At 63.6% G+C, this 22,977-nt stretch carries 23 protein-coding genes and 1 other RNA gene; 5 read left to right on the forward strand and 19 right to left on the reverse strand.

The features are described 5' to 3' along the window. Positions 1-40 precede the first annotated feature (40 nt). The 11 genes from murG to rsmI all read right to left on the reverse strand — a co-directional run bounded on the left by murG (position 41) and on the right by rsmI (position 12,174). On the reverse strand, positions 41-1,096 hold the full coding sequence (gene murG, locus BLR71_RS07275; protein WP_245696383.1) for an undecaprenyldiphospho-muramoylpentapeptide beta-N-acetylglucosaminyltransferase: 1,056 nt from the start codon (positions 1,094-1,096) through the stop codon (positions 41-43). 25 nt (positions 1,097-1,121) lie between these two features. Beyond that, the gene (gene ftsW / locus BLR71_RS07280) at positions 1,122-2,363 is read right to left on the reverse strand and encodes a putative lipid II flippase FtsW (RefSeq protein ID WP_092524621.1); all 1,242 of its coding nucleotides are present in this window, start codon (positions 2,361-2,363) and stop codon (positions 1,122-1,124) included. Beyond that, positions 2,360-3,742 carry a UDP-N-acetylmuramoyl-L-alanine--D-glutamate ligase gene (gene murD, locus BLR71_RS07285; protein WP_092524623.1) on the reverse strand — a complete coding sequence of 461 codons (1,383 nt, stop codon included), beginning with the start codon at positions 3,740-3,742 and terminating at the stop codon, positions 2,360-2,362. Before murD ends, ftsW begins: the two co-directional genes overlap by 4 nt. Next, positions 3,742-4,824, reverse strand: coding sequence for a phospho-N-acetylmuramoyl-pentapeptide-transferase (gene mraY / locus BLR71_RS07290; protein ID WP_092524625.1), 1,083 nt, complete (start codon positions 4,822-4,824; stop codon positions 3,742-3,744). Before mraY ends, murD begins: the two co-directional genes overlap by 1 nt. A 9-nt stretch (positions 4,825-4,833) precedes the next feature. After that, positions 4,834-6,204: a UDP-N-acetylmuramoyl-tripeptide--D-alanyl-D-alanine ligase gene (locus tag BLR71_RS07295; protein WP_092524627.1), complete on the reverse strand. Its 1,371-nt coding sequence runs from the start codon at positions 6,202-6,204 to the stop codon at positions 4,834-4,836. Further along, complete coding sequence (locus BLR71_RS07300; protein ID WP_092524629.1) at positions 6,201-7,739, reverse strand: UDP-N-acetylmuramoyl-L-alanyl-D-glutamate--2,6-diaminopimelate ligase; 1,539 nt, start codon at positions 7,737-7,739, stop codon at positions 6,201-6,203. Before BLR71_RS07300 ends, BLR71_RS07295 begins: the two co-directional genes overlap by 4 nt. A gap of 15 nt (positions 7,740-7,754) precedes the next feature. Then, positions 7,755-9,485 (reverse strand): peptidoglycan D,D-transpeptidase FtsI family protein, encoded by a 1,731-nt coding sequence (locus tag BLR71_RS07305; RefSeq protein WP_092524631.1) that lies wholly within the window; start codon positions 9,483-9,485, stop codon positions 7,755-7,757. Further along, complete coding sequence (gene ftsL / locus BLR71_RS07310) at positions 9,482-9,799, reverse strand: cell division protein FtsL (RefSeq protein ID WP_092524633.1); 318 nt, start codon at positions 9,797-9,799, stop codon at positions 9,482-9,484. The genes BLR71_RS07305 and ftsL overlap by 4 nt, the downstream gene beginning before the upstream one ends. Before the next feature lie 70 nt (positions 9,800-9,869). Then, entirely contained in the window at positions 9,870-10,826 is a 957-nt protein-coding gene (gene rsmH / locus BLR71_RS07315; protein ID WP_175491628.1) for a 16S rRNA (cytosine(1402)-N(4))-methyltransferase RsmH, read from the reverse strand. Positions 10,827-10,890: 64 nt separating this feature from the next. Beyond that, positions 10,891-11,252, reverse strand: an RNA gene (gene rnpB / locus BLR71_RS07320) — RNase P RNA component class A. Between the two features lie 64 nt (positions 11,253-11,316). After that, positions 11,317-12,174: a 16S rRNA (cytidine(1402)-2'-O)-methyltransferase gene (gene rsmI, locus BLR71_RS07325; protein ID WP_092524637.1), complete on the reverse strand. Its 858-nt coding sequence runs from the start codon at positions 12,172-12,174 to the stop codon at positions 11,317-11,319. A gap of 37 nt (positions 12,175-12,211) precedes the next feature. Between rsmI and BLR71_RS07330 the strand changes: the two genes are divergently transcribed. The 4 genes from BLR71_RS07330 to BLR71_RS07345 are packed head-to-tail and all read left to right on the forward strand — an operon-like array spanning position 12,212 to position 15,640. Then, positions 12,212-14,089 (forward strand): penicillin-binding protein activator, encoded by a 1,878-nt coding sequence (locus BLR71_RS07330; protein WP_092524639.1) that lies wholly within the window; start codon positions 12,212-12,214, stop codon positions 14,087-14,089. After that, complete coding sequence (locus BLR71_RS07335; protein WP_092524641.1) at positions 14,073-14,441, forward strand: YraN family protein; 369 nt, start codon at positions 14,073-14,075, stop codon at positions 14,439-14,441. The genes BLR71_RS07330 and BLR71_RS07335 overlap by 17 nt, the downstream gene beginning before the upstream one ends. Before the next feature lie 24 nt (positions 14,442-14,465). Then, entirely contained in the window at positions 14,466-15,059 is a 594-nt protein-coding gene (locus BLR71_RS07340) for a phosphoheptose isomerase (RefSeq protein ID WP_092524643.1), read from the forward strand. A 5-nt stretch (positions 15,060-15,064) separates the two neighbouring features. Further along, positions 15,065-15,640 carry a BON domain-containing protein gene (locus BLR71_RS07345; protein ID WP_092524645.1) on the forward strand — a complete coding sequence of 192 codons (576 nt, stop codon included), beginning with the start codon at positions 15,065-15,067 and terminating at the stop codon, positions 15,638-15,640. Between the two features lie 276 nt (positions 15,641-15,916). Here the strand turns inward: BLR71_RS07345 and BLR71_RS07350 are convergent, their stop codons facing one another. From BLR71_RS07350 to zapE, 8 genes are all read right to left on the reverse strand, one after another. After that, complete coding sequence (locus BLR71_RS07350; protein WP_092524647.1) at positions 15,917-16,411, reverse strand: ClpXP protease specificity-enhancing factor; 495 nt, start codon at positions 16,409-16,411, stop codon at positions 15,917-15,919. 50 nt (positions 16,412-16,461) lie between these two features. Continuing rightward, on the reverse strand, positions 16,462-17,088 hold the full coding sequence (sspA, locus tag BLR71_RS07355) for a stringent starvation protein SspA (protein WP_092524649.1): 627 nt from the start codon (positions 17,086-17,088) through the stop codon (positions 16,462-16,464). Positions 17,089-17,233: 145 nt separating this feature from the next. Further along, complete coding sequence (locus tag BLR71_RS07360) at positions 17,234-18,004, reverse strand: cytochrome c1 (RefSeq protein ID WP_092524651.1); 771 nt, start codon at positions 18,002-18,004, stop codon at positions 17,234-17,236. Beyond that, positions 18,004-19,263 carry a cytochrome b gene (locus BLR71_RS07365; protein WP_092524653.1) on the reverse strand — a complete coding sequence of 420 codons (1,260 nt, stop codon included), beginning with the start codon at positions 19,261-19,263 and terminating at the stop codon, positions 18,004-18,006. The genes BLR71_RS07360 and BLR71_RS07365 overlap by 1 nt, the downstream gene beginning before the upstream one ends. After that, a complete protein-coding gene (gene petA / locus BLR71_RS07370; RefSeq protein WP_092524655.1) occupies positions 19,263-19,859 on the reverse strand; it encodes a ubiquinol-cytochrome c reductase iron-sulfur subunit in 597 nt (198 codons plus the stop codon). The genes BLR71_RS07365 and petA overlap by 1 nt, the downstream gene beginning before the upstream one ends. Before the next feature lie 216 nt (positions 19,860-20,075). After that, positions 20,076-20,465, reverse strand: a complete 390-nt coding sequence (gene rpsI, locus BLR71_RS07375) for a 30S ribosomal protein S9 (RefSeq protein ID WP_092524657.1) — start codon at positions 20,463-20,465, stop codon at positions 20,076-20,078. 13 nt (positions 20,466-20,478) lie between these two features. Next, positions 20,479-20,907, reverse strand: coding sequence for a 50S ribosomal protein L13 (rplM, locus tag BLR71_RS07380; RefSeq protein ID WP_092524659.1), 429 nt, complete (start codon positions 20,905-20,907; stop codon positions 20,479-20,481). Positions 20,908-21,085: 178 nt separating this feature from the next. Further along, complete coding sequence (gene zapE / locus BLR71_RS07385) at positions 21,086-22,276, reverse strand: cell division protein ZapE (RefSeq protein WP_092524661.1); 1,191 nt, start codon at positions 22,274-22,276, stop codon at positions 21,086-21,088. 224 nt (positions 22,277-22,500) lie between these two features. Here zapE and BLR71_RS07390 point away from each other — a divergent pair, with 224 nt between their 5' ends. After that, positions 22,501-22,941 carry a Z-ring associated ZapG family protein gene (locus BLR71_RS07390; RefSeq protein ID WP_092524663.1) on the forward strand — a complete coding sequence of 147 codons (441 nt, stop codon included), beginning with the start codon at positions 22,501-22,503 and terminating at the stop codon, positions 22,939-22,941. Positions 22,942-22,977 lie beyond the last annotated feature (36 nt).

Here is a 22,977-nt window from a genome sequence, read left to right on the forward strand (position 1 = left end):
GGGCCCACGGACGTCACCGCCAACCAGCGGGGATTGCTTGCTATCGTTCACTGTCTATCTCCATGCAACCAGCCACCAGGCGATCGACGGCATCCAGCCGAGCATTGGCTCGGGCGCGGCTCGCCATAGTGGCCAGGGTATCGGGGACCAAGAGCGTCTCGAGCCGCGCGGCAAGCGCGGCCGGCGTCAGCTCGGCCTGAGGCATCAATTCACCGGCGCCGACATCCAGCAGCACCCGGGCATTGGCGGTCTGATGATCATCTACCGCATGCGGAAAAGGGACCAGCAGCGCAGGCTTGGCCGCCGCTGCCAGCTCGGCCACGGTCAGGGCACCGGCACGACATACCACCAGATCGGCCCAGTCATAGGCTTCAGCCATGTCGTCGATAAAGGCGCTGACCTCGGCGGTCACGCCCTGCTCGGCATAGCTTTCGCGAGTTGCCGTGTCCTTGTCGCGCCCAGCCTGATGACGCACCTCGGGTCTTTGTTCCGCCGCGAGCTTGGCCAACGCCGCCGGTAGCTGATCGTTGAGCGCCTTGGCGCCCAGCGACCCCCCCACCACCAGCAGGCGCAGCGGGCGGCTGCGCAGCGTGGCCACGTCGCGGGGAGTTTCACCCAGAGCGGCAATATCGGCGCGCACCGGGTTGCCGATCACCTCGGCGCGACCGGGGAAAGCCCCCGGAAAGGCGGCATAGACCCGTCGCGCTAGCCGCGAAAGCGCCTTGTTGGTCATGCCTGCCACGGCATTCTGTTCGTGGATCAGCAGCGGACAGCGGGTCAGCCAGGCGGCCAGGCCGCCCGGGCCGCTGGCAAAACCGCCCATTCCCACCACAAGGTCCGGCTTGAAACGGGCGATCACGCCCCTGGCCTGCCAGATGGCCCGGCTCAGCCGCCAGGGGGCCGACAGCCAACCCGCCGGCCCGTTGCCGCGCAGGCCGGCGATGTCGATATGGTGAAGAGCAATGCCGGCCTCGGGGACCAGGCGATTCTCGATACCCCGCGGGCTGCCAAGCCATTCGACGCGCACGCCACGGGCTTCGAGGCCGCGGGCCAGCGACAGTGCCGGAATCACATGCCCGCCGGTGCCGCCGGCCATGATCAGCACCCGCTCAAGTCTTGATTCAGTCACGCGCGCTCTCCCTGCGGGTCGGTGTCTGGTTGGGCTTGGCCCTGCTCGACGAGGACGTCTTGTTCGACGTGGACTTGGGTGCCGTCGGGCTCGCTCGGCGCACGGCCTGGCGAGTCTCGATATCGACCCTGAGCAGCAGCGCCACCATGACAGCGCTGATCACCAGGCTCGAGCCGCCGTAGCTCAGTAGCGGCAGGGTCAGACCCTTGGTCGGCAGCATGCCGGTACTCACCGAGATATTGATAAAGGCCTGGGCGCCGATAATCAGGGCAATACCGTAGCTGAGATAAGCAGCGAACGGCAATTTGGCAAGCTCTGCGCGCCGGCCCACCGCCAGCGCCCGGATGACCAGCAGCGCGAAAAGCCCGACCACCGTGATGGCGCCAATCAAGCCCAGCTCTTCGGCAATGACCGCGAAAACGAAATCGGTATGTGCCTCCGGCAGATAGAAGAGCTTTTGTACGCTGTTACCCAGCCCCAGGCCAAACCAATGGCCACGGCCATAGGCGATCAGCGCTTGAGTCAGCTGGTAGCCGCTGGCGAACTGGTCCGCCCAGGGGTCCGAAAAGCTGGTCAGCCTCGCCATGCGGTAGGGTTCGGCGATGGCCAGCAGAAGCCCAAGCCCCGCCAACAGCACCAAGAGCAGCAGAAAGCGCCACATCGGTGCTCCCGCCATTAGCAGCATGCCCATCACGCAGCCGGTGATCACCACCACCGAGCCATAGTCGGGCTCGAGAATCAGCAGAAAGGCGATCACGCCCGTCACCAGCAAGGGCCGCAGGAAGGCACCCCAGGTCTTGCGTACCATCGGCAAGAAGCGCTCGAGATAGCCGGCCATGTAGGCGATCATGCACAGCTTGGCGATCTCGGAGGGCTGCAAGTTGAGAGGCAAACCGGGGATCGATAGCCAGCGGGTACTGCCGTTGACCTCACGGCCGACGATAAGCACCACCAGCAATAAAAAGACGGCGACGCCCAACAGCAATTGGCCATTGACCCGCCACCAGCCCAGCGGCACCCACAGCACCGCATAGCCCACCGCGATCGCCATGACCACGAAGAGTCCATGGCGAATGCTGAAGTAGAAGGGATTACCGGTAAGCCCCGACGCGACTTCACTGGACGCCGAGGTGACCATCACCCAGCCCACCAACATCAGCGATAGGGCCGACAGCAACAACCAACCATCGAAGGGCTGGTGTGCGGTGGACAAGCGCTCGCGAAGCCCTTTCATTCGCCCTCTCCCAGCGTCGTCAGCACCCAGTCACGGAAGGCATCTCCGCGGGCCATGTAGTTGGGGAACTGATCGAGGCTCGCACAGGCCGGCGACAGCAGTACCGCATCCCCGGGCCGGGCAACCGTATGCGCCCGCTTCAGGGCAGAGACCAGATCATCGACTCGGGTCACGGTTACGCTCTCGTCCAGCGCCGCCGCCAAACGCTCGGCATCGGCGCCAAACACCACCACTTCACGAGCATACCGGGAAAGCGGTGCGGCCAGAGGAGAAAAATCGGCCCCCTTGCCCACGCCACCTGCCAATAGCACCAGGCGACCCTCGAGTGTCGGTCCCAGGCCGCCGATGGCCGCCAGGGTGGCGCCCACATTGGTGCCCTTGGAATCATTGATCCAGAGGATGTCATTGGCCTTGGCTACCAGTTCGCCGCGGTGGGCAAGCCCAGCGAAACGCTCGAGCACGGTGCGCATGGCCACAAGCGGCAGTCCCAGGCGCTTGCCCATGGCCATCGCGGCCAGGGCGTTGGCCTGATTGTGACGTCCGGGCAAGCGCACGGCGGCAGCCGGCATCAGAGGGATGTCGCCATGCATCAGCCAGGGCGCAGGGCCCTGGCCGTCATCATGGGGCGCAATCCCCCAGTCATCACCGGCCGGCGCCCCGATCGTGAAGCGATCCAGTGCCGGCAGCACAGACTCAGGCCAGGTCATGGAATCATCGGCGTTGACGACGCCATGCGCCGCCCCGCGGAAGATCGCCAGTTTGGCGGCGCGATAGCCCGCCATATCGCCATGGCGATCCAGGTGATCTTCGCAAAGATTGAGAAAGGCCGCCGTCTCGGCGCCGAGCCAAGGCGTGGTTTCGAGCTGGAAGCTCGACAGCTCCAGCACGTAGAGCTCGGCATCGGGCACCTCTGCCAACAGATCCAGCGCCGGCGTGCCCAGGTTACCGCCCACCGCGACGCACCTGCCGGCCTCCAGGGCCATATCGCCGAGCAAGGTGGTCACGGTGGACTTGGCGTTGGCGCCGGTAATGGCGGCGATCGGCGCACGGGCGGCACGCACGAAGAGCGCAATCTCGCCGACCAGGAGCGGCCGCCCGTCCTGATCGACGGCCGAAAGCGACGGCAGGCCCGGGGTTTTCGGGTCGACGCCAGGGCTCAGCACCACTTCGGTGGCCGCCGACATGTCGAGCGCGTCGAGCGGCCCGCAGTGGATAGCCACGCCAGGATGCTCCGCTCGCACGGCATCGAGGCCGGGCGGGACGTCACGGGTATCGGCCATCATGAAGGGAGTGCCCAGACGCGACAGATGGCGAGCGATGGCGCGGCCCGACACGCCGAGCCCCACCACCAGGGTCACCCCCTTGGGGACCACAACCATCAGCGCACCTTCAGCGTCGCGAGTCCCATCAGCACCAGCACCACGGTGATGATCCAGAAGCGCACGATCACCCGCGGCTCGGGCCAGCCCTTGAGCTCGAAGTGATGGTGCAGAGGCGCCATGCGGAAGATGCGCCGCCCGGTGAGCTTGTAGGAACCGACCTGCAGAATCACCGACACCGTCTCCATGACGAAGACACCGCCCATGATGAACAGCACGATCTCCTGGCGCACGATCACCGCCACGACGCCCAGCGCCGCGCCAAGTGCCAGGGCGCCCACGTCACCCATGAAGACCTGGGCCGGATAGGTGTTGAACCACAAAAAGCCGAGACCGGCACCGGCAATCGTGCCGCAGAACACGGCGAGCTCACCGGCACCGGGAATCAGCGGGATATGCAGGTAGTTCGCGAAAACGGTGTTGCCGCTGGCGTAGGCGAATACGGAAAGGCCCATGGCTACCAGCACGGTGGGCATGATCGCTAGGCCGTCCAGGCCGTCGGTCAGGTTGACGGCATTGGAGCTGCCGACGATCACCAGATAGGTCAGCACCACGAAGAACAGCCCCAGCGGCACCACCACATCCTTGAACAGCGGCACGATCAGGCTGGTCTCGACCGGGCTCGCCGCCGTCAGATAGAGCAGGACCGCGGCGCCCAGGCCAATCACCGACTGCCAGAAGTACTTCCAGCGGGCCGGCAGACCCCGGGGATTCTTCTCGACCACCTTGCGGAAGTCATCGACCCAGCCGATAGCGCCGAAGCCCAGGGTGACGCCGAGCACAATCCAGACATAGTGATTGGTCAGATCGCCCCACAGCAGGGTGCTGACCGCCATCGCCATCAGGATCATCGCCCCGCCCATGGTGGGCGTGCCGGCCTTGGACAGGTGGGACTGCGGGCCATCGTCACGCACCGCCTGACCGATCTGGCGCTCGACCAGACGACGGATCATCATCGGCCCCAACCACAGGCACAGCAGCAGGGCCGTCAAGGTCCCCAGAATCATGCGCAGGGTCAAGTAACTGAAGACGTTGAAGACGTTATTGTAATGCGCCAGTAGCTCGGCAAGAAAAAGCAGCATGGGTCGCGTTCACCTTGATGCATCCAGGCGCAGCTCGGCAATCAGACGTTCCATGCCGGCGCTGCGCGAGCCCTTGACCAGTACGCTGGCCCCGGGCGGAAGATGGTTGTGGGCATGGCGTGCAAGCGCCTGCCAATCATTGAAATGACACCCGCCTTCACCGAAGGCCTGGCTCGCCGGCTCGGCCGGCGCGCCCAGAGTGCCGAGGAAGTCGATCCCTCGTTCCCGCGCATGGCGTCCAATGTCGGCATGCAGCCGCTCGGACGCCGTTCCCAGTTCACCCATGGCCCCCAGCAGACACCAGCGGGGGCCCGGTAGCTCGGCCAGCAGGTCTATCGCCGCCTTCACCGCACCGGGGTTGGCATTATACGTATCGTCGAGCAAACGTGAATCGCGGATTCCCGGCACCACCATCAGGCGACCGGGCATCGGCATTGCCGCTGACAGGCCCGCCATCAGCGAAGCCACATCGAGCCCCATGGCCAGGGCGGCCGCTGCGGCCGCCAAGGCGTTGGCCACATTATGACGTCCAAGCAGCCCAAGCTGCACGCGACCCAGCGAGCGCCCATCAACGAGCAGCGTGAACGCATAGCGCCCCTGGTCATCGCATAGCAGATCGGATGCCCGAACCCGCGCGCCTTCCCCGAAGCCGAAATCCAGCACCTCGCGGGGCTCGGCCAGGCGACGCCACAGCGGATAGAAGACATCGTCGCGATTGAGCACGGCCACCCCGTCGGCGCCGAGGCCAGAGAGGATTTCGGCCTTGGCCTGGGCGATATATCCCATGCCACCGAACTCGCCCACATGGGCGCCGGTGACGTTGGTAATCACCGCCACCTGAGGTGCTGCCAGGAGCGTCGTCCAGGCGATCTCACCGAGATGATTGGCGCCCAGCTCGAGCACCGCATGGCGATGTTCGGGGGTGAGGCCCAGCAGGGTCAGCGGTGCGCCAATGTCATTGTTGAGGTTACCGCGGGTCGCGAGCCCCTTGCCGCCTGCCGAAAGCAGCGTGGCCAGCAGCTCCTTGACCGTGGTCTTGCCGCTGTTGCCGGTCACGGCCACCAGCGGCCCGCCCCAGGCCTGGCGGCGAGCCTTGGCCAGCACGCCCAGCGCCAGCCGGGTATCGGCGACCACGAGCTGGGGCAGCGGGTCTTCGACCGGCCGTGACACCACCGCGGCCAGCGCCCCGGCTTCCCGGGCCTTGGCAAGATAATCATGAGCATCGAAACGCTCACCGACCAGCGCCACTAGCACCTGACCCGGCGCCAGCGCCCGGGTATCGGTGGTGATGCCGGCCACCTTTGACTCAGGCTCGACCGGACAGGGCGTGCCCAACAGCTCGGCAAGCGCACCCAGTGTCTCTAGGCCAGCGCCGCTCATGAGCGCGACTCCGGCGCCGCATCCCCGGGCAAGCTCGCCAGGGCATCCAAGGCATTGCCGACCTCTTCGACATCGGAGAAGTCATGGCGCACGCCAGCAATTTCCTGGTACGTCTCGTGCCCCTTGCCGGCGATGAGTATCACGTCGTCCGGACCAGCGGCCTCGAGACAGGCGCGAATCGCCGCGCGACGCCCATCGATACACCAGGCCACGTCGCGCTGAGCCGGTTCGAGCCCCTCGAGGATCTGAGCCCGGATCGTTGCCGCCTCTTCGCCTCGCGGGTTGTCGTCGGTGATCACCAGGCGGTCAGCGTGGGCAGCGGCCGCGCGAGCCATCAGCGGCCGCTTGCCGCGATCACGATCACCGCCGCAGCCAAACAGGCACCACAGCTGGCCGGACTTGCCCAGGTGTGCCCGCAGCGCGGCCAGGGCATTGTCCAGCGCATCCGGCGTATGGGCGTAATCGATCACCACCGACGGCTGACCGGGACGGGTGAGCAGCTGCATGCGCCCCGGCACCGGGGTCAGCTTGCCTGCGGCCACGCTGATATCTTCAAGGGATTCGCCGAGGCCATAGAGGGTGGCCATCGCCAGCAGGACGTTATCCAGGTTGAAGCGTCCCATCAGTGACAGCGCCAGCGCGAACTCCCCGTCCGGGCTGGCGATCAGGGCGCGCTGGCCGTCGGGACGCGGTTCCCAGTCGAGCACCCTGAAGGTGGTGGCCTCATCCTTGCCGGCGGCCAGCACCCGCACGCCCTTGGGCAGTCCGGCCAGCATCAGCCTCGCCAGCGAATCATCGCCGTTGACCACGGCCAGTTCGAGCTCCGAGCGCTTGAAGAGCCTTGCCTTGGCGGCGGCATAATCGGCCATGCCGCTGTGATAATCCAGGTGATCACGGCTCAGGTTGGTGAACACCGCGGCCTGCACCCGACAGCCCTCGAGGCGCTGCTGATCGAGGGCATGAGACGACACTTCCATGGCCACCCGATCAATGCCCTGGGCGGCCATCTCACCCAGGCTCTCCTGCAGCGCCAGCGGGCCTGGCGTCGTCAGGCCGCTATCCGCCAGAGCCCCGGGACGACCGCTGCCCAGCGTGCCGATCAGCCCGCAGGAACGACCGATCGCCTCGCTCAGGGCGGCGATATAGTGCGTCACCGAGCTCTTGCCATTGGTGCCGGTGACGCCGATCAGCTGCTGTTCCTCGGGCACCTGGAACAGCGCCCGGCCGAGCTCGCCCACGCAGTGCCTGAGGCCTGTCAGCATCAGCACCCGAGGCTCATCGGCCTTCTCGAAAGAAGGCGATTCGGCATCGTCATGGCAAAGCACCAGCGCGGCGCCGGCCTCGAGCGCCTGGGCCAGGTAATCACGGCCATCGACATGCACACCGGGCAGCGCAATGAAGACGTCGCCCGGGGTCACGCGCCGGCTATCCTGGACCAGCCGGCGCGGCCCCTCGGGCTGAGCGGGAAGCGAGCTGGTAATGCCGGGCCAGAAGTCCTCAAGGCTGGTGAGGAGTCGCGAGTTATCGACCTGCATGCGTGTCTCCAGGAATCAAGGGGCGTCGGCGGATGAGAGCGTCTCTTGGTCGGGGGGCACATCGAGCAGACGCAGTGCGTTGCCGACCACGGTGGAAAACACCGGTGCGGCGACCAAGCCGCCATAGTAATCTCCCCCGCGGGGATGGTCGATCATCACGACCGTGACGAGCCGTGGATCCGAGGCCGGGGCGATGCCAACGAAGAGGCCACGATAGGCGTCCTCTTCGTAGCCGCCTCCGGATGCCTTGTGCACGGTGCCGGTCTTACCGGCCACCCGATAACCCGGCACCACGCCACGGTGAGCGCCGGTATCCGGCTGCACCACCTGCTCCATCATGCCGAGTAGCTCATCGGCGACCTGCGGCTCAATGACGACGGACCCTTCGGGCGGTTCATCGAGCTTGAGTAGCGAAGCGGGCAAGCGGCGCCCATGATTGGCGATCGCCGTATAGGCACTGGCTAGCTGCAGAGCCGACACCGACAGGCCGTAGCCATAGGCCAGGCTGGCACGCTGGCTATCCGCCAGACGCACGGGGGCCGGCAGGCTGCCGTCGGCCTCCCCTGGGAAGCCAGTGCCCGGCGACTGGCCGAGCCCCAGACGCCGGTAGGTATCGACGACTGCCGTTTCGGGCAAATCGAGGGCGATCCGGCTCATGCCAATGTTCGAGGACTTCCTGAGAATCCCAGCCATGGACAGCTTGCCGTAGTTACGAAAGTCGCGGATGGTGAAGCGGTTATCCAGGCGCATCCAACCGGGCGAGGTATCGACCACGGTATCGGGCGAATAGCGATCGGTCTCGAGAGCGGCCGACATCGCCAGTGGCTTCATCACCGAGCCCGGCTCGAAGACATCGACGATGGCCTGATTGCGCAGGCTTCTGGGATCGAGGCCGGCACGGTTGTTGGGGTTGTAGGACGGCTGGTTGGCCATCGCCAGCACCTCTCCGGTGCGAGCATCCATCATCACCAGCGTGCCGCCATCGGCATCACGCTCCTGGACGGCCGCCTTGAGTTCTCGGTAGGCCATGTACTGCAGCCGCTGATCCATCGCCAGGACCAGCTCACCGCCGGGGTCGGCCTCCTTGAGGAGGTGCAGATCACGCACCAGGCGGCCGCGACGATCCTTGAGCACCCGGCGCTTGCCCGGTGTGCCAGATAAATAGTTATTGTAGGCAAGCTCCAGCCCCTCTTGCCCACGGTCGTCGACGTTGGTCACGCCGAGCAGCTGGGCCGAGGCCTCACCCGAAGGGTAATAGCGACGATATTCGAGCTGGCGGTAGATGCCCGGCAGGTTGAGATCGAGAATTTCCTGAGCATCCGCTGGCGTCATCTGGCGGCGCAGATACATGAATTCACGCTCGGAATAGCGAGCAATACGCGCATTCAGGTCATCTAGGTCGACATCCAGCGCTCTCGCCAGCACCAGGCGCTGAATATCGTCGGGCGGCAATTCCTGAGGATTGGCCCAGAGGCTGACAACCGGCGTGGAAATCGCCAGCGGCTCGCCGTTGCGATCGGTGATCATGCCGCGGTGAGCGCTGATCGATTCGACGCGCAGGGTGCGGGCATCGCCCTGCCCCTGCAAGAAGGAGCGGTCGATGACGTGCAGATAGGCGATACGCGCGCCGAGCATACCCAAGGCCAGCAGAATCAGCCCCAGCATCAGCCGGTATCGAAAAGCGCCCAGGGGGGCACTGGGCGGCGGACGACGCGGCGTGGCGGCGCGGCGCTGGGTGGTGCTCATGGGCCGATCACCTCTACCCGCTCGATATCGGGAAGGCGCATTTCCAGCCGTTCACTGGCGAGCCGCTCGATGCGTGCCGGGCTCGACCAGGCACTTTCCTCGAGGAGCAGTTGCCCCCACTCGGTCTGTAGCTGGTTCTGCTCGCGCTCGAGCTGCTGGAGGCGGGCGTATTGCACCCGGGTCAAATGACTGGTGGTGGTAACCGCCACGGCACTCACCAAGACCGCCACGATCAGCACTACCACCAGCAAGAGACGCAGCCTCGGAAGTTGGCTCGCCTCCAGGCCTGGCATCCAGACTCGTCCCTGGCTCATGTCGCTCCTTTTAGCTGCTGCGTCTTAGCTGCTGCCGCTTGGCTGCCAGCAAATCGCGGGGCTCACTATGTCATTTCAGCTTGCGTGCTACTCGCATCACGGCGCTGCGGGCACGGGGATTCGCCTCGACCTCGGCGGCACTGGCCCGGCGGGCCTTGCCGACGGCTTCGAGGCGGCGATTGAGCTGATCATCGCGGATCGGCATGCCGCGGGGCAAGTGAGTGTCGCCACGCACGTGCTCGCGAATGAAGCGTTTGACGCGCCGATCCTCGAGAGAATGAAAGCTGATGACCACCAGATGGCCGCCCGGTGCCAAGGCTTCGAGCGCGGCGTCGAGAGCGGCATCCAGTTGGTCGAGCTCGCCGTTGACATGGATACGCAATGCCTGGAAGGCACGCGTCGCCGGATGCTTGCCCTTTTCCCAGGCCGGATGCGCCGTCTTGATGACCTCTGCCAGATCGCCGGTCCGCGTGAAGGGACGCTCCTGACGGCGTTCGACGATGGCCCGCGCCAAACGCTTGGCGAAGCGCTCTTCGCCGTGGGTCTTGAACACCCAGGCAATGTCCTCGGCCTTGGCCCGCGCCAGCCAGTCCGCGGCACTCTCGCCGTGGTCGGGGTCCATGCGCATGTCCAGCGGACCATCGCGCATGAAACTGAAGCCACGCTCGGGATCATCGAGCTGGGGAGAGGACACGCCCACATCGAGCAGGATGCCGGATAGCCGGCCGTGCAGATCATGTGCGTCGGCGATTTCACCGAGCCTTGCGAACTCACCGCGCTCGATGCCGAAGCGGGCATCATCGATGCTGGCCGCCTCGGCCAGCGCCTGAGGGTCACGATCAATGGCCAGCAAGCGCCCTTCCGGCGCCAGGCGCGAGAGGATCAGCCGGGAATGCCCGCCGCGTCCGAAGGTGCCGTCGAGATAGGCACCGGCGGGGTCGACGAGCAGGGCATCGACCGCCCCATCGAGCAGCACGCTTTCATGCACAAAGGAAGACGGGGCCGCGGCGTTCTCAGGTGAGGTCATGCAGGTCTCGATACGAACATAAACACCGGCCGACCATGGCATGGCCAGCCGGTGATGGGGAATGGAAGGGAGTCGGCCGATAAGCCGGGTTCTGTCGTGGACAGTCATTCCTCTAGGAAAGGCGTCGCCGCCTTTCTCAAGCAACCTACCCGAACCCAACGCGGGCCACGCCAATGGGTTCCTATTTGGTCTTGCTCCGAGTGGGGTTTACCGTGCCACGCACTGTTGCCAGGCGCGCGGTGCGCTCTTACCGCACCCTTTCACCCTTACCGGCCTCCCGAAGGAGACGTAGGCGGTCTACTCTCTGCTGCACTGGCCGTCGGCTCACGCCGCCCAGGCGTTACCTGGCACTCTGCCCTATGGAGCCCGGACTTTCCTCCCCCGATGACCCAAGAGGCCCTCGGCGGCGACTGTCTGGCTGACTCCCAGCGGCGAAGAATACCAGCGCAGCCATCCCCCCTCAAGCAATGACTGCCGCCACCGGCGGTCGCTAAGCCTCGTCCTTGAGTGCCTGGGCACGGGCGTACCAGGCCTTCTTGGCGCCTCCGAGTAAACGGGTAGTGATCGCCGCCGCCTGCTTGACGCCCACCCCTTCGGCCAGCAGCGCCTTGAGCAGTGTCTCGGCCTCGACCAGCGCCTCATCGTCCTCCGCCTTCGGCGAGGCCCCGGCCACCATCACCACGAACTCGCCCCGCGCCTGGTCCGGGTCCTCCTCCATGCGTGCCAGCAAGGAGGCGGCATCCCCATCGAGGAAGGTCTCGAAGGTCTTGGTCAGCTCTCGGGCCAGGACCACCCGCCGCGCGCCGAAACTGCCGGCAATATCCGCGAGGGTGTCACGAATACGATGAGGTGATTCATAGAAGACCAGGGTTTCTTCGCGCTCTACCAGCGCCGCCAACCGTCCTCGGCGCCCGCTGCCCTTGGCGGGCAAAAACCCCTGAAAGAGGAAACGATCGGTGGGCAGCCCTGCCGCAGAAAGCGCCGCCACGAAGGCACAGGCGCCGGGAATCGGCACCACTCGATAGCCGCTTTCCCGCAGCTCGCGAACCAGCAGGAAGCCGGGGTCGCAGATCAGCGGCGTCCCGGCATCGCTAATCAGGGCCACATCCTCGCCGGCAGCAAGCCGCGCCTTGAGCTGAGCGACGCGCCCGCTTTCATTATGCTCGTGCAGCGAGAGCATCGGCCGCTCGAGCCCCAGGTGGCGCAGCAGGCGAGCGCTATGGCGGGTATCCTCGGCAGCAATCACAGCGACATCGGCCAGCACCTGACGAGCCCTGGGCGACAGGTCGTCAAGATTCCCAATCGGCGTGGCGACCACGTACAATGCTCCAATATCTGAAACTGTCATTACGATTCCGAAAGCGGGTTATCAAAGGAAGGGATTCATGAACAAATCGTCACGCGGCTTGCTGGCTGCGGCGTTGCTTGCATTGCTGGTCAGCGGCTGTGCCGGCCCCAGCATGATGTCGACCGAGCGTTCGCCGCAGGCGCTGCTCAATCAGGCCGAGCAGCAGGCCCCCGGCCAGGCAGCCGACAGCCGCCTCGAAGCGGCCACCATCCTAGCACGCCGTGGCGAGGCGGCTAAGGCCAAGGAGGTCGCCACCCAGCTCGACGACACCGCCCTCAGCGCCGAACGTCGACAGGAATGGGCACTGCTGCTGTCGCGCCTGGGGCTCGAGGCCGAGGATGCCTGGAGCGTGATTCAGGCCACCGACCTGCTCGAAGAAGGCGCGCAACTGGATCAGGACGCCGCCAATAACCTGCTCTATCGTCGCGGCCTGGCGCTTGGCATGCTCGGCGAGCCGCTGGCTGCGACCCAGGCCATGCTGAAGGCTCAGGCAGCCACTGGCAGCGATATTCCCAACGATGCCATCTGGAAGCAGCTAAACCGCCTTTCCGCACAGGACCTGATGACCCTGCGCGGCAACGCCGATCAGCTGACCCAGGGCTGGCTGTCACTGCTGGAACTACAGCGCCAAAGCGGTGGCGATATCGACAGGCTGCTCGACCGGCTAGCGAACTGGCGCGAGGCCAACGGCAGCCATCCCGCTGCCCGCAAGCCACCCGCCGAGCTGCTGGCCCTGCGCGAACTGCGCGGAACACAGGTCGAGCGCATCGCCATCCTGCTGCCCGAATCGGGTCCGCTGGCGTCCGTCGCCGGGCGCATCCGCCACGGCATCGAAACCCGTCATGATCAGGCCGCTCAACAGGGCGCCGCCACCCCCACGCTGGATTTCATCGACTCGAGCCAAAAAGATCTCGATACCCTGTATGCCGAAGCCACCATGCGTGGCGCCCAGGTCGTGATCGGACCTCTGGCCAAGAGCAAGGTCGAAGCACTGGAAAAGCGTCAGCGACTGCCGCTGCCAACTCTCGCCCTGAACTATGGCACCGCCGAGCGCAACGCCGCCGAAAACCTCTTCCAATACGGCCTCTCCGTCGAGGACGAGGCACGCCAGGTGGCCATCCGAGCCGCGCGCGACGGCCATCGTCGCGCCGCGGCCATGGTGCCCAACAATGACTGGGGACGCCGAGTTGGCTCAGCTTTCCGTGAAAGCTGGGAAGCCCAGGGCGGTGAAATCGGTCATTTGATGCACTACGACCCGGAAGCCCTGGTCAATAACAGCGTCAAACGTCTGCTCGACCTGAGCGGGTCGGTCGACATGATGTTCCTGCTAGGACTGCCGAGCTATGCTCGCCAGGTTCCGCCCACCCTCGACTACCAGAAAAAGCCGGACCTGCCGGTCTATACGACATCTCAGGCCTACGAAGGTCGACCTCAGCCGCGCGCCGATAGTGACCTGAACGGCGTGCGTTTCGTCGAGATCCCCTGGCTGATTCCGGATGCCGCCGTTGGCGGCGTCGAGGCACTGCCCTTCTATGCAAGCTATCGCACCCTGTCAGAAGAAGCCGATGATCCCGGGCTGCTAAAACTGATGGCGATGGGTGTCGACGCCTATGAACTCGGCGTGCGCCTTCCCCAGTTCCAAGCCATTAGCGGCAGCGAACTCGTCGGCGCCACCGGCACTCTGCGCGCCGCCGGTGATGGCCGCATCCAACGCCAGCTGCCTTGGGCGGAGTTCATCGACGGCCTGCCACAGCCACCGCTGGAGCCCGCAGGCCAAGGCGTGATCGGCAGCGACTCAGCCAAGGGAGCTCAGGCCGGGCAAACCAACGCTCAGGGCAATGCCGGTACCAGTGATGGAGAACTTGCCAACGGCGGGCTAGGTGATGGTGATCTGAACGATGGCGACCTCCGCTGACGCAAGAGCGCGCGGCGCCGCCATCGAGGCCCTGGCCAACGACTGGCTCGCCGCGCGCGGTCTTAAGCCGGTAGCACGAAACCAGCACGCCAAGGGCGGCGAGCTGGACCTGGTGATGCGCGAGGGCGATACACTGGTGTTCGTCGAGGTTCGCCATCGCCGCGACAGCCGTCACGGCCACCCGCTGGAAACCGTGACGGCCAGCAAGCAGCGTCGCCTAATCAAGGCAGCGCGTTTTTATCTCGCCCGCAACGGGCTATCATGTCCCTGCCGCTTCGATGTGGTCGCCGTCACTGGCAGCGCTCCCGACCTGGAGTTTCTCTGGGTTAAGGGCGCCTTCGAAGCGTTCTGATCGCTACAGGACCAGGAAGCCAAGATGGATTTCCAATCAAGAATTCTCGGACACTTCAACGCCAGCATCGACACTAAGACCTACGCTAGCGAAGTGTTACCGCCCTTCATTGAGGTCGCCAGCCAGATGATGGTTCAGTGCCTGGTGAGCGAGGGCAAGATCTTGGCCTGCGGCAACGGTGGCAGTGCGGGTGACAGCCAGCACTTCTCCTCCGAATTGCTCAATCGCTTCGAGCGTGAGCGCCCGAGCCTGCCGGCCCTGGCACTGACCACCGACACCTCGACCCTGACCTCGATCGCCAACGACTACAGCTACAACGAAGTCTATTCGAAACAGATCCGCGCCCTCGGCCAGCCCGGCGACGTGCTGCTCGCCATCTCCACCAGTGGCAACTCGGCCAATGTGGTCCAGGCCATTCAGGCCGCCCATGACCGAGACATGACCGTGGTCGCCCTGACCGGCCGCGATGGTGGCGACATGGCATCGCTGCTGGGTCAGGAAGACTGTGAAATTCGCGTGCCCGCCACATCGACCGCACGCATTCAGGAAGTGCACCTGCTGGTCATTCACTGCCTGTGTGATTTGATCGACGAACAACTCTTCGGCCCAAGCGAGTGATCCCCATGCGTAATGCGATTATCCCCACTCTTGTTCTTGCCCTAACCCTCGGCCTTGGCGGCTGCACCACCATTGCCAATGTGGCCAACGATGGCCCGATTGGCGAGAACTATGGAGAGCGCACCCTTGGCAGCAAGGTCGAGGACGAAAGCATCCAGACCAAGGTCAGCGTCAACCTTGGCAAGACCGACGCCCGCCTGTCCGATGCCCGCATCAACGTCGACGTCTTCAATAGCGTGGTCCTGCTGACTGGCCAGGTGCCGAGCGAGGAACTCAAGAACGAAGCCTCGACCGTTGCCGAACAGGTGCGCAACGTGCGCCAGGTACATAACCAGCTGACGGTCGCCGCTAATCTGCCGATGAGCCAACGCCTAGCGGACGGCTGGCTAGCCACGCGCCTGAAGACCAACCTGGCGACCAACGAAAGCATCGACTCGAGCCGCGTCAATATCGTGGTGGAAAACGCAAGCGTCTATCTGATGGGACTGGTGACCCGCGCCGAAAGCGAGCGCATCGTGTCCGCCGTGTCCGCGGCGGGCGGCGTGCAACGCATCGTCAAGGTCTTCGAATACCTCGACTGACGCGCGCCAGAGCAGCACACGCAAACGCAAAACGGCAGGCCCTGGGGCCTGCCGTTTTGCGTTCAACAGCCTTTTATTCAAGAGCGGCGCTTGAAGGACATAGTCGAGGGGCACACAAAGCCCTTAATCGACGGGCTTACGCCAAGGGCTCATTCGAAGCGCTGATTCGAAGAACTTGTTCGAAGCGCTTGTTCGAAGCGCTTGTTCGAGGCGCTTGGCCGAAGAGCTGACTCGAGGGAAAGTGACCGCCCTCTCGAGAAAAAGCATTCGCTGCGACTACTTGATGACTCGCAGCGATGGACGACCCTTGGGCGGCGCCTTAGGAGCGTCCTCGTCGTCGCTGCCGACTTCATCCCCGGTATCCTCGACGCTCGACAGTGCCGGGCGTTCTTCGGATGCCGCTTCATCGCTCTCGGCGCCATTCTCGGCGTCGCTCTCTTCCGCTTCATGCTCCGGCATCACCGGCTCATGGCCGAACACCATGCCCACACCGTTTTCGCGAGCATAGAGCGCGATCAGCGCTTCGATCGGCACCATCACCCGCATGGGCTTGCCGCCAAAGCGAGCGCTGAAGCTGATCGCATCATTTTCCATGAACAGCTCTTCAACGGCCTGGGGCGCAATATTCAGCACGATCTGGCCGTTCTGCACGAACTGCTCTGGCACCTCGACGCCGGGCTGCTTGGCATCGACGACCATATGAGGCGTCTGATCGTTGTCCAGGAGCCATTGATACAGGGCCCTGGCGAGATAGGGGCGACTCGATAGCATCTCGGGCCTCCATTGTCTGTGGCCCGGGCCATTTGGCCCGGCCCGTGGTATCAGGTACGCATCTCGCGCTCGGCTTCCGACAGCGAGGCCTTGAAGGACTCACGCTCGAAAGTGCGCTCCATGTAATTCATCAGCGGCTTGACCTGCTTCTCGGGCAGCTCGATCCCGAGTACCGGCAATCGCCACAGAAGCGGTGCCAGGCAGCAATCCACCAGCGAGAACTCCTCGCTCATGAAGAACGGCATATCCTCGAAGATCGGCGAGATTCCGACCAGACTCTCACGCAGCTCTTTTCGCGCCTTCTCGGCATCCTTCTTGCTGCCCTGCTGGATCTGCTCGATCAGCGGGCACCACTCCCGCTCGATGCGATGCATCCACAGGCGACTCTGCGCCCGGGCGACCGGGTAGACGGGCAGCAGCGGAGGATGGGGAAACCGCTCATCCAGATACTCCATCATCACCTTGGACTCGTAGAGCACCAGATCACGATCCAGTAGCGTCGGCACGCTATTGTACGGATTGAGATCCGCCAGCTCTTCGGGATGGCTGTCTTCCTTGACGTCCAGGATGTCGACGGCAACCCCTTTTTCTGCCAGCACGATTCTCACGCGATGACTGAAGTGATCATCGCTACCGGAGTAGAAGGTCATCGACGACCGCTTGGCCACAACACCCATTTAACATTCCTCGCAACAGTTCGAGCCTGGATGATAACACGTTGACCGCGCTTCCAGGCGCCGGGACCCGCGAAACGGGTCATGGAAAATAGACAAGGGCGCATGCCCAATGGCCATGCGCCCCCATTCACCCACCAAGTCTTAATCAGTGGATGTCGCGCCAGTACTCACGCTTGAGCAGATAGGCAATGACGCCGAAGATGAATATAAAAATCAACACCTTGGGCCCCAACGCCTGTGCCTGAAGCTTTGAAGGCTCACCGACGTAGGCCAGAAAATTGGTCAGATCATAAACCGCCCGATCAAACGCCGCCGGCTCGAGCATACCTGCCTGAGTCACCTTGAGCACTTCGCAGGACTGGTACTTGCCCGTCAGCGGATCGGGCTCATGCCCGGGCACTGGCCGATCAGTCTCGGCGCAGACCATCTCCTGAACGCCCTGCAATGGCTCCAGCGCATTCGGCATGCCCACCAGCGGAAACACCGTATTATTCACGCCCAGCGGGCGCTCCGGGTCCTTGTAGAAGCTGCGCAGGTAGGTATAGATCCAATCCGTACCGCGCAGACGCGCCTCGAGTGTTAGATCCGGCGGCGCGGCACCGAACCAGGAAACGGCATCGCCCTCTTGCATGGCGTTGCGCATCTGGTCATTGAACGCCAGGTCGTCGGAGAATATCAGCTTCTCCTCGACCAGATCCGCAGGAATATCCAGATCCTCGGCGGCACGTGAGTAGCGCTGATACTGCAGAGAGTGACAGCCCATGCAGTAGTTGGTAAATAGCTTCATGCCATTCTGAAGCGATGCCTTGTTGGACAGGTCCGGCACCATCTCGTCGAGATGGGGTTCATTTCCCCCCGCCGCAAACCCGGTCATCGGCATCAACGCCAGGAGCAAGGCGAACACGAGCTTTTTCATTAGCCAGTCACCCTTTCCGGTACGGGCTTGGTGGTCTCCAGGCGCGTGTAGATCGGCATCAGCAGGAAGAAGGCGAAATACAGCACCGTGCAAATCTGAGCCACCAGGGTCCGGGTCGGCGTCGACGGCAGTACGCCGATGGCGCCAAGCACCATGAAGCTGATCACGAACAGCGCCAGCATGATTCTCGACAGCCAGCCCTTGTAGCGCATGGAGAGCACGGGACTCCGGTCCAGCCAGGGCAGCACGAAGAGAATCGCAATCGCACTCCCCATGACCATCACCCCCAGGAATTTGGAGTCCAGACCGAACACCGAGAAGGTGACGGCGCGCAGCATCGCGTAGAAAGGCGTGAAGTACCACACTGGCGCGATATGGTTGGGGGTCTTCAAGGGATCGGAGGGCTCGAAATTGGGCCGCTCCAGGAAGTATCCCCCCCCTTCCGGGAAGTAGAAGACCACCACACAGAACACGAACAGGAATACCGCCACGCCCACCAGGTCCTTGACCGTGTAGTAGGGATGGAACGGAATGCCGTCGAGCGGCTTGCCGTTCTCGTCTTTCTTGGCCTTGATGTCGATGCCATCGGGATTGTTGGACCCCACCTCGTGAAGCGCCAGGATATGCAGCACCACCAGGCCGAGAATCACGATCGGCAAGGCCACCACATGCAGGGCAAAGAAGCGATTCAGGGTGATCCCGGAGACCAGGAAATCACCGCGAATCCACTGTGTCAGGTCAGCCCCAACCACCGGAATGGCCGAGAACAGCGAGATGATGACCTGCGCCCCCCAATAGGACATCTGCCCCCAAGGCAGCAAATACCCCATGAAGGCTTCCGCCATCAGCGCGAGATAGATAGCCATGCCGAAGATCCACACCAGCTCCCGGGGCGCCTTGTAGGACCCATAGAGCAGCGCGCGGAACATGTGCAGGTAGATCACCACGAAGAATGCCGTGGCCCCGGTGGAGTGCATATAGCGAATCAGCCAGCCGAACTCGACATCTCGCATGATGTACTCGACCGACGCAAAGGCCCCTTCCGCTGAGGGGTTGTAGCTCATGGTCAGCCACACCCCGGTCAATATCTGATTGACCAGCACCAGTAGGGCAAGCGAGCCGAAGAAGTACCAGAAATTGAAATTTTTGGGTGCATAGTACTTGGCCAGATGCTCTTCCCACATCTGGGTGGCGGGAAAGCGATCATCGATCCAGCGCATGATGCCGCGTTCTGCCTTGGCGCGATTCGGATTCCCCATCAGGCCGCCCCCTCGTCTTCGCCAACAACGATGATATTGTCATTGTCATAGCGATGCGGTGGCACTTCCAGGTTCAAAGGCGCCGGCACCCCGGTGAACACCCGGCCCGCCAGATCGAAGCGCGAGCCATGACAGGGACAAAAATAGCCCCCCGGCCAGTCATCGCCAAGATCGGCGGCAGCGGGCTCGGGCCTGAAGGTAGGCGAGCAGCCAAGATGCGTGCAGAGACCCACCAGCACCACAACCTTAGGCTTAATGGAGCGTAGCTCGGGGTCTACGTAGCTAGGTTGCTGCGGCGCCGAGGACTCGGGATCACGCAGGCGGGCAGGATCGATGCTCTTGATCTGTTCAATCATGGCGTCGTCGCGCCGCACCACCCAGACGGGCTTGCCGCGCCATTCGACGGTCATCTGCTGGCCGGACTCGAGCTTGGATACATCCGCCTCCACCGGCGCCCCTGCCGCACGCGCCTTGGCACTGGGTTGCCAGGAAGCAATGAAAGGGACAGCGACACCCACCGCCCCTACCGCCCCGACGACGGTCGTAGCAGCGACGAGAAAGCGGCGCCGCCCCTTGTTCACGCCCTTATCCGCCATCTTGTGATGCTCCCTGTCCAATCACCCGCTGCCTGACTGTGCCAGAGACCGTCAAGACCCACGGATAAGATGATCTTCATGTTAGGTAAGCGCCTGAACTAACACAAGCGAAAGCCTCACCACATGACGCAGCATAGCTGACTCAAATCATTGAACGGGCATAAAAAAACGCCCGACCCCATAGGGGCCGGGCGTTCTGCCACATTCTCGAAGCGTTTAACGCTTGGAGAACTGCGGGCTGCGGCGTGCTTTGCGCAGGCCGACTTTCTTACGCTCGACTTCGCGGGCGTCACGAGTGACGTAGCCAGCTTCACGCAGTGGCTTGCGGAAGTCTTCGTTGTACTGCATCAGCGCACGGGTGATGCCGTGGCGAATCGCGCCGGCCTGAGCCGAGCCACCGCCGCCTTTGACGGTCACGTAGACGTCGAACTGGTCCAGAGTCTCGGTCAGCTCGAGCGGCTGACGGACGACCATGCGGCCAGTAACACGACCGAAGAACTCGTTGAGTTCACGGCTGTTGACGGTGATTTTGCCGGTGCCCGGCTTGAGGAAGACGCGCGCGGTGGACGTCTTGCGGCGACCGGTACCGTAATACTGTTGAGTCATGGCAATCTACCCCTTAGATGTTCAGTTCTTGCGGCTGCTGGGCGGCATGCGGATGCTCGGTACCGGCATAGACCTTGAGTTTCGAGTACATGGCGCGACCCAGCGGGCCTTTCGGCAGCATGCCCTTGACGGCAGACTCGATGACGCGCTCGGGAGCGTGACCGATCATCTTCTCGAAGTTCATGGAGCGCAGGCCACCCGGATAACCGGTGTGACGGTAGTAGTTCTTGGCCTGTGCCTTGTTGCCGGTGACCGTCACCTTTTCGGCGTTGACCACGACGATGTAATCGCCGGTGTCGACGTGCGGGGTGTATTCCGGCTTGTGCTTGCCACGCAGGCGGCGAGCAATCTCGGTGGCCAGGCGACCGAGGGTCTTGTCCGTAGCGTCGACGACGTACCAGTCGCGCTCGACGGACTGCGGCTTAGCAGAAAACGTCTTCATGGGTTGAATCACCAATTGTCGCATGGGGCAGGACCAGAACGTCTAATGACGCCGCCTACCATCCCTATTTTTCTTGGTTGTCGAGCGCTTGCCAAAGCGGCAAAACGAGCGACAACGTTCGAGCGAGCGCGCAGTGTACACGACTCGCTCGATCAGGTTAAGAGTCCACGGGGGAAATTCATGGTTTATGAGGCAGCGCAAGATACTCGTGGGACTGCATTTCCTGCAGCCTTGAGAGGGTGCGGTCGAACTCGAAACTCAGGCTGCCTTCGGTGTACAGAGACTCGACAGGCACCTCGGCCGACATCAGCAGCTTCACGGCCCGGTCATAGAACTCGTCGACCATATTGATAAAGCGTCTTGCTTGGTCGTCGCTGCCCCGTCCCATCCGCGGCACGCCGGACACCAGCACGGTATGGAACTCGCGGGCCAGCTCGATGTAATCATTCTGGCTGCGGGGGCCGTCACACAGCTCGGCGAAGTCGAACCACACCACATCTTCATGCAGACGGCGCGAACGCAGCAGACGATGGTTGATTTCGATGCGCTCGCCCTGCTCGCCATCGTGGCCGGCCACCTCGCGAAAACTGCGTTCCAGCTCGTCATCGGCGGCCTCATCCAACGGCGAGTGGAAGATGGCAGCACGCTGCAGGGCACGCAGCCGGTAGTCAACCCCCGAGTCGACGTTGACCACCTCGCAATGGCGCTCGAGCAAATCGATGGCGGGCAGGAAGCGCGCTCGCTGCAGGCCATCCTTGTATAGCTCGGACGGCACGATATTGGAGGTCGTCACCAGCACCACACCGTGCTCGAACAGCGACTCGAGGAGGGTCGCAAGAATCATGGCGTCGGTGATGTCCTTGACGAAGAACTCGTCGAAACAGATCACCCTCGCCTCACGGGCGAACTTGGCGGCGATCAGCTTCAGCGGATCCTTCTCGCCCTTGTAGTGCTCGAGTTCATTGTGCACGCGCTGCATAAAGCGATGAAAATGCGTGCGCATCTTCTCGGAAAAGGGCAGCGCCTCGTAGAAGGTATCGACCAGATAGGTCTTGCCGCGCCCCACTCCGCCCCAAAAGTACAGGCCCATTACCGCAGGCGGCGCCTCGAAAGGCGAAGCGGTCGGCTTGGCGCCAAACAGGCCGGCGACACGGGACTTGAGCCCCTTGCGCTCATCGGCGGGGAGGCGCGGCGCCCGCTGGGGGGTTGCCAGCAGATCGTCATAGAGCCGCTGCAGGTGGCGAACCGCCTCCTCCTGAGCCTCGTCGTAAGCGAACCCCTCGCGCTCCAGGTCGGCCTGGTAGCGAGCCAGGGGCGTGCCCGCTTTAGCGGATGCAGAAGAATCGGCGGAAGTCGTTGTCGCACACATCAGCGTCTTGGCTACCTCGGACGGCGGTGATCGAAAACGAACATTATACGTATCGAGACGTCGAGCGCACAGAGCCGCCATGATGGCAGCTCTGTGCATTGACCTGAGTCGCGCTCTCCCTCATATAATGGGGTCAGGGGAGGCGCAGGTTGCGACCTCGGATAACGCGCCACCCCGGCGGTCAAGTACCAGTGCCGGGAATACAGAACCATAAGGGGAACGACGTGTACGAGAGCAACATCGACTGGATCCTGGCCCTGGCCTGTGGGCTTGCCGGCATCGGCATCGGTGCGCTGGGCTACCATCTGCTCAACGCCAACGTGGCGCGCAACCAGAAGGTTCGCCAACGCCTGGCCGAGACCGAACTCGAGCTTAACCAGGTCAAGGACTCACTGAACGACCATTTCGTCAGAGCCGCCGACCTGGTGGCTAGCATTCAGCGTCAGAGCCGCGAGCTGGAACAACAGCTGGCACTGGGCGCCGACCAGCTTGGCCAAGACCAACAGGTCAAGCGCCGCCTCCACTCGGAGAACGAAGAGCCGGAGCCTGATGAAGCCCTGGACACGCCGCGCGACTACGCCGACGGCGGCCGCGGCACTCTCTCCGAGGACTTCGGCCTGCAGCGTGGCGACGAGCAAAACCCCGCTCAGCCCCCCCGCTACTGAATAGCGCTGACGCCTAGCGACGCAAGCGAGACTCGT

The sequence above is a fragment of the Onishia taeanensis genome (assembly GCF_900100755.1).
Lineage (GTDB): Bacteria > Pseudomonadota > Gammaproteobacteria > Pseudomonadales > Halomonadaceae > Onishia > Onishia taeanensis.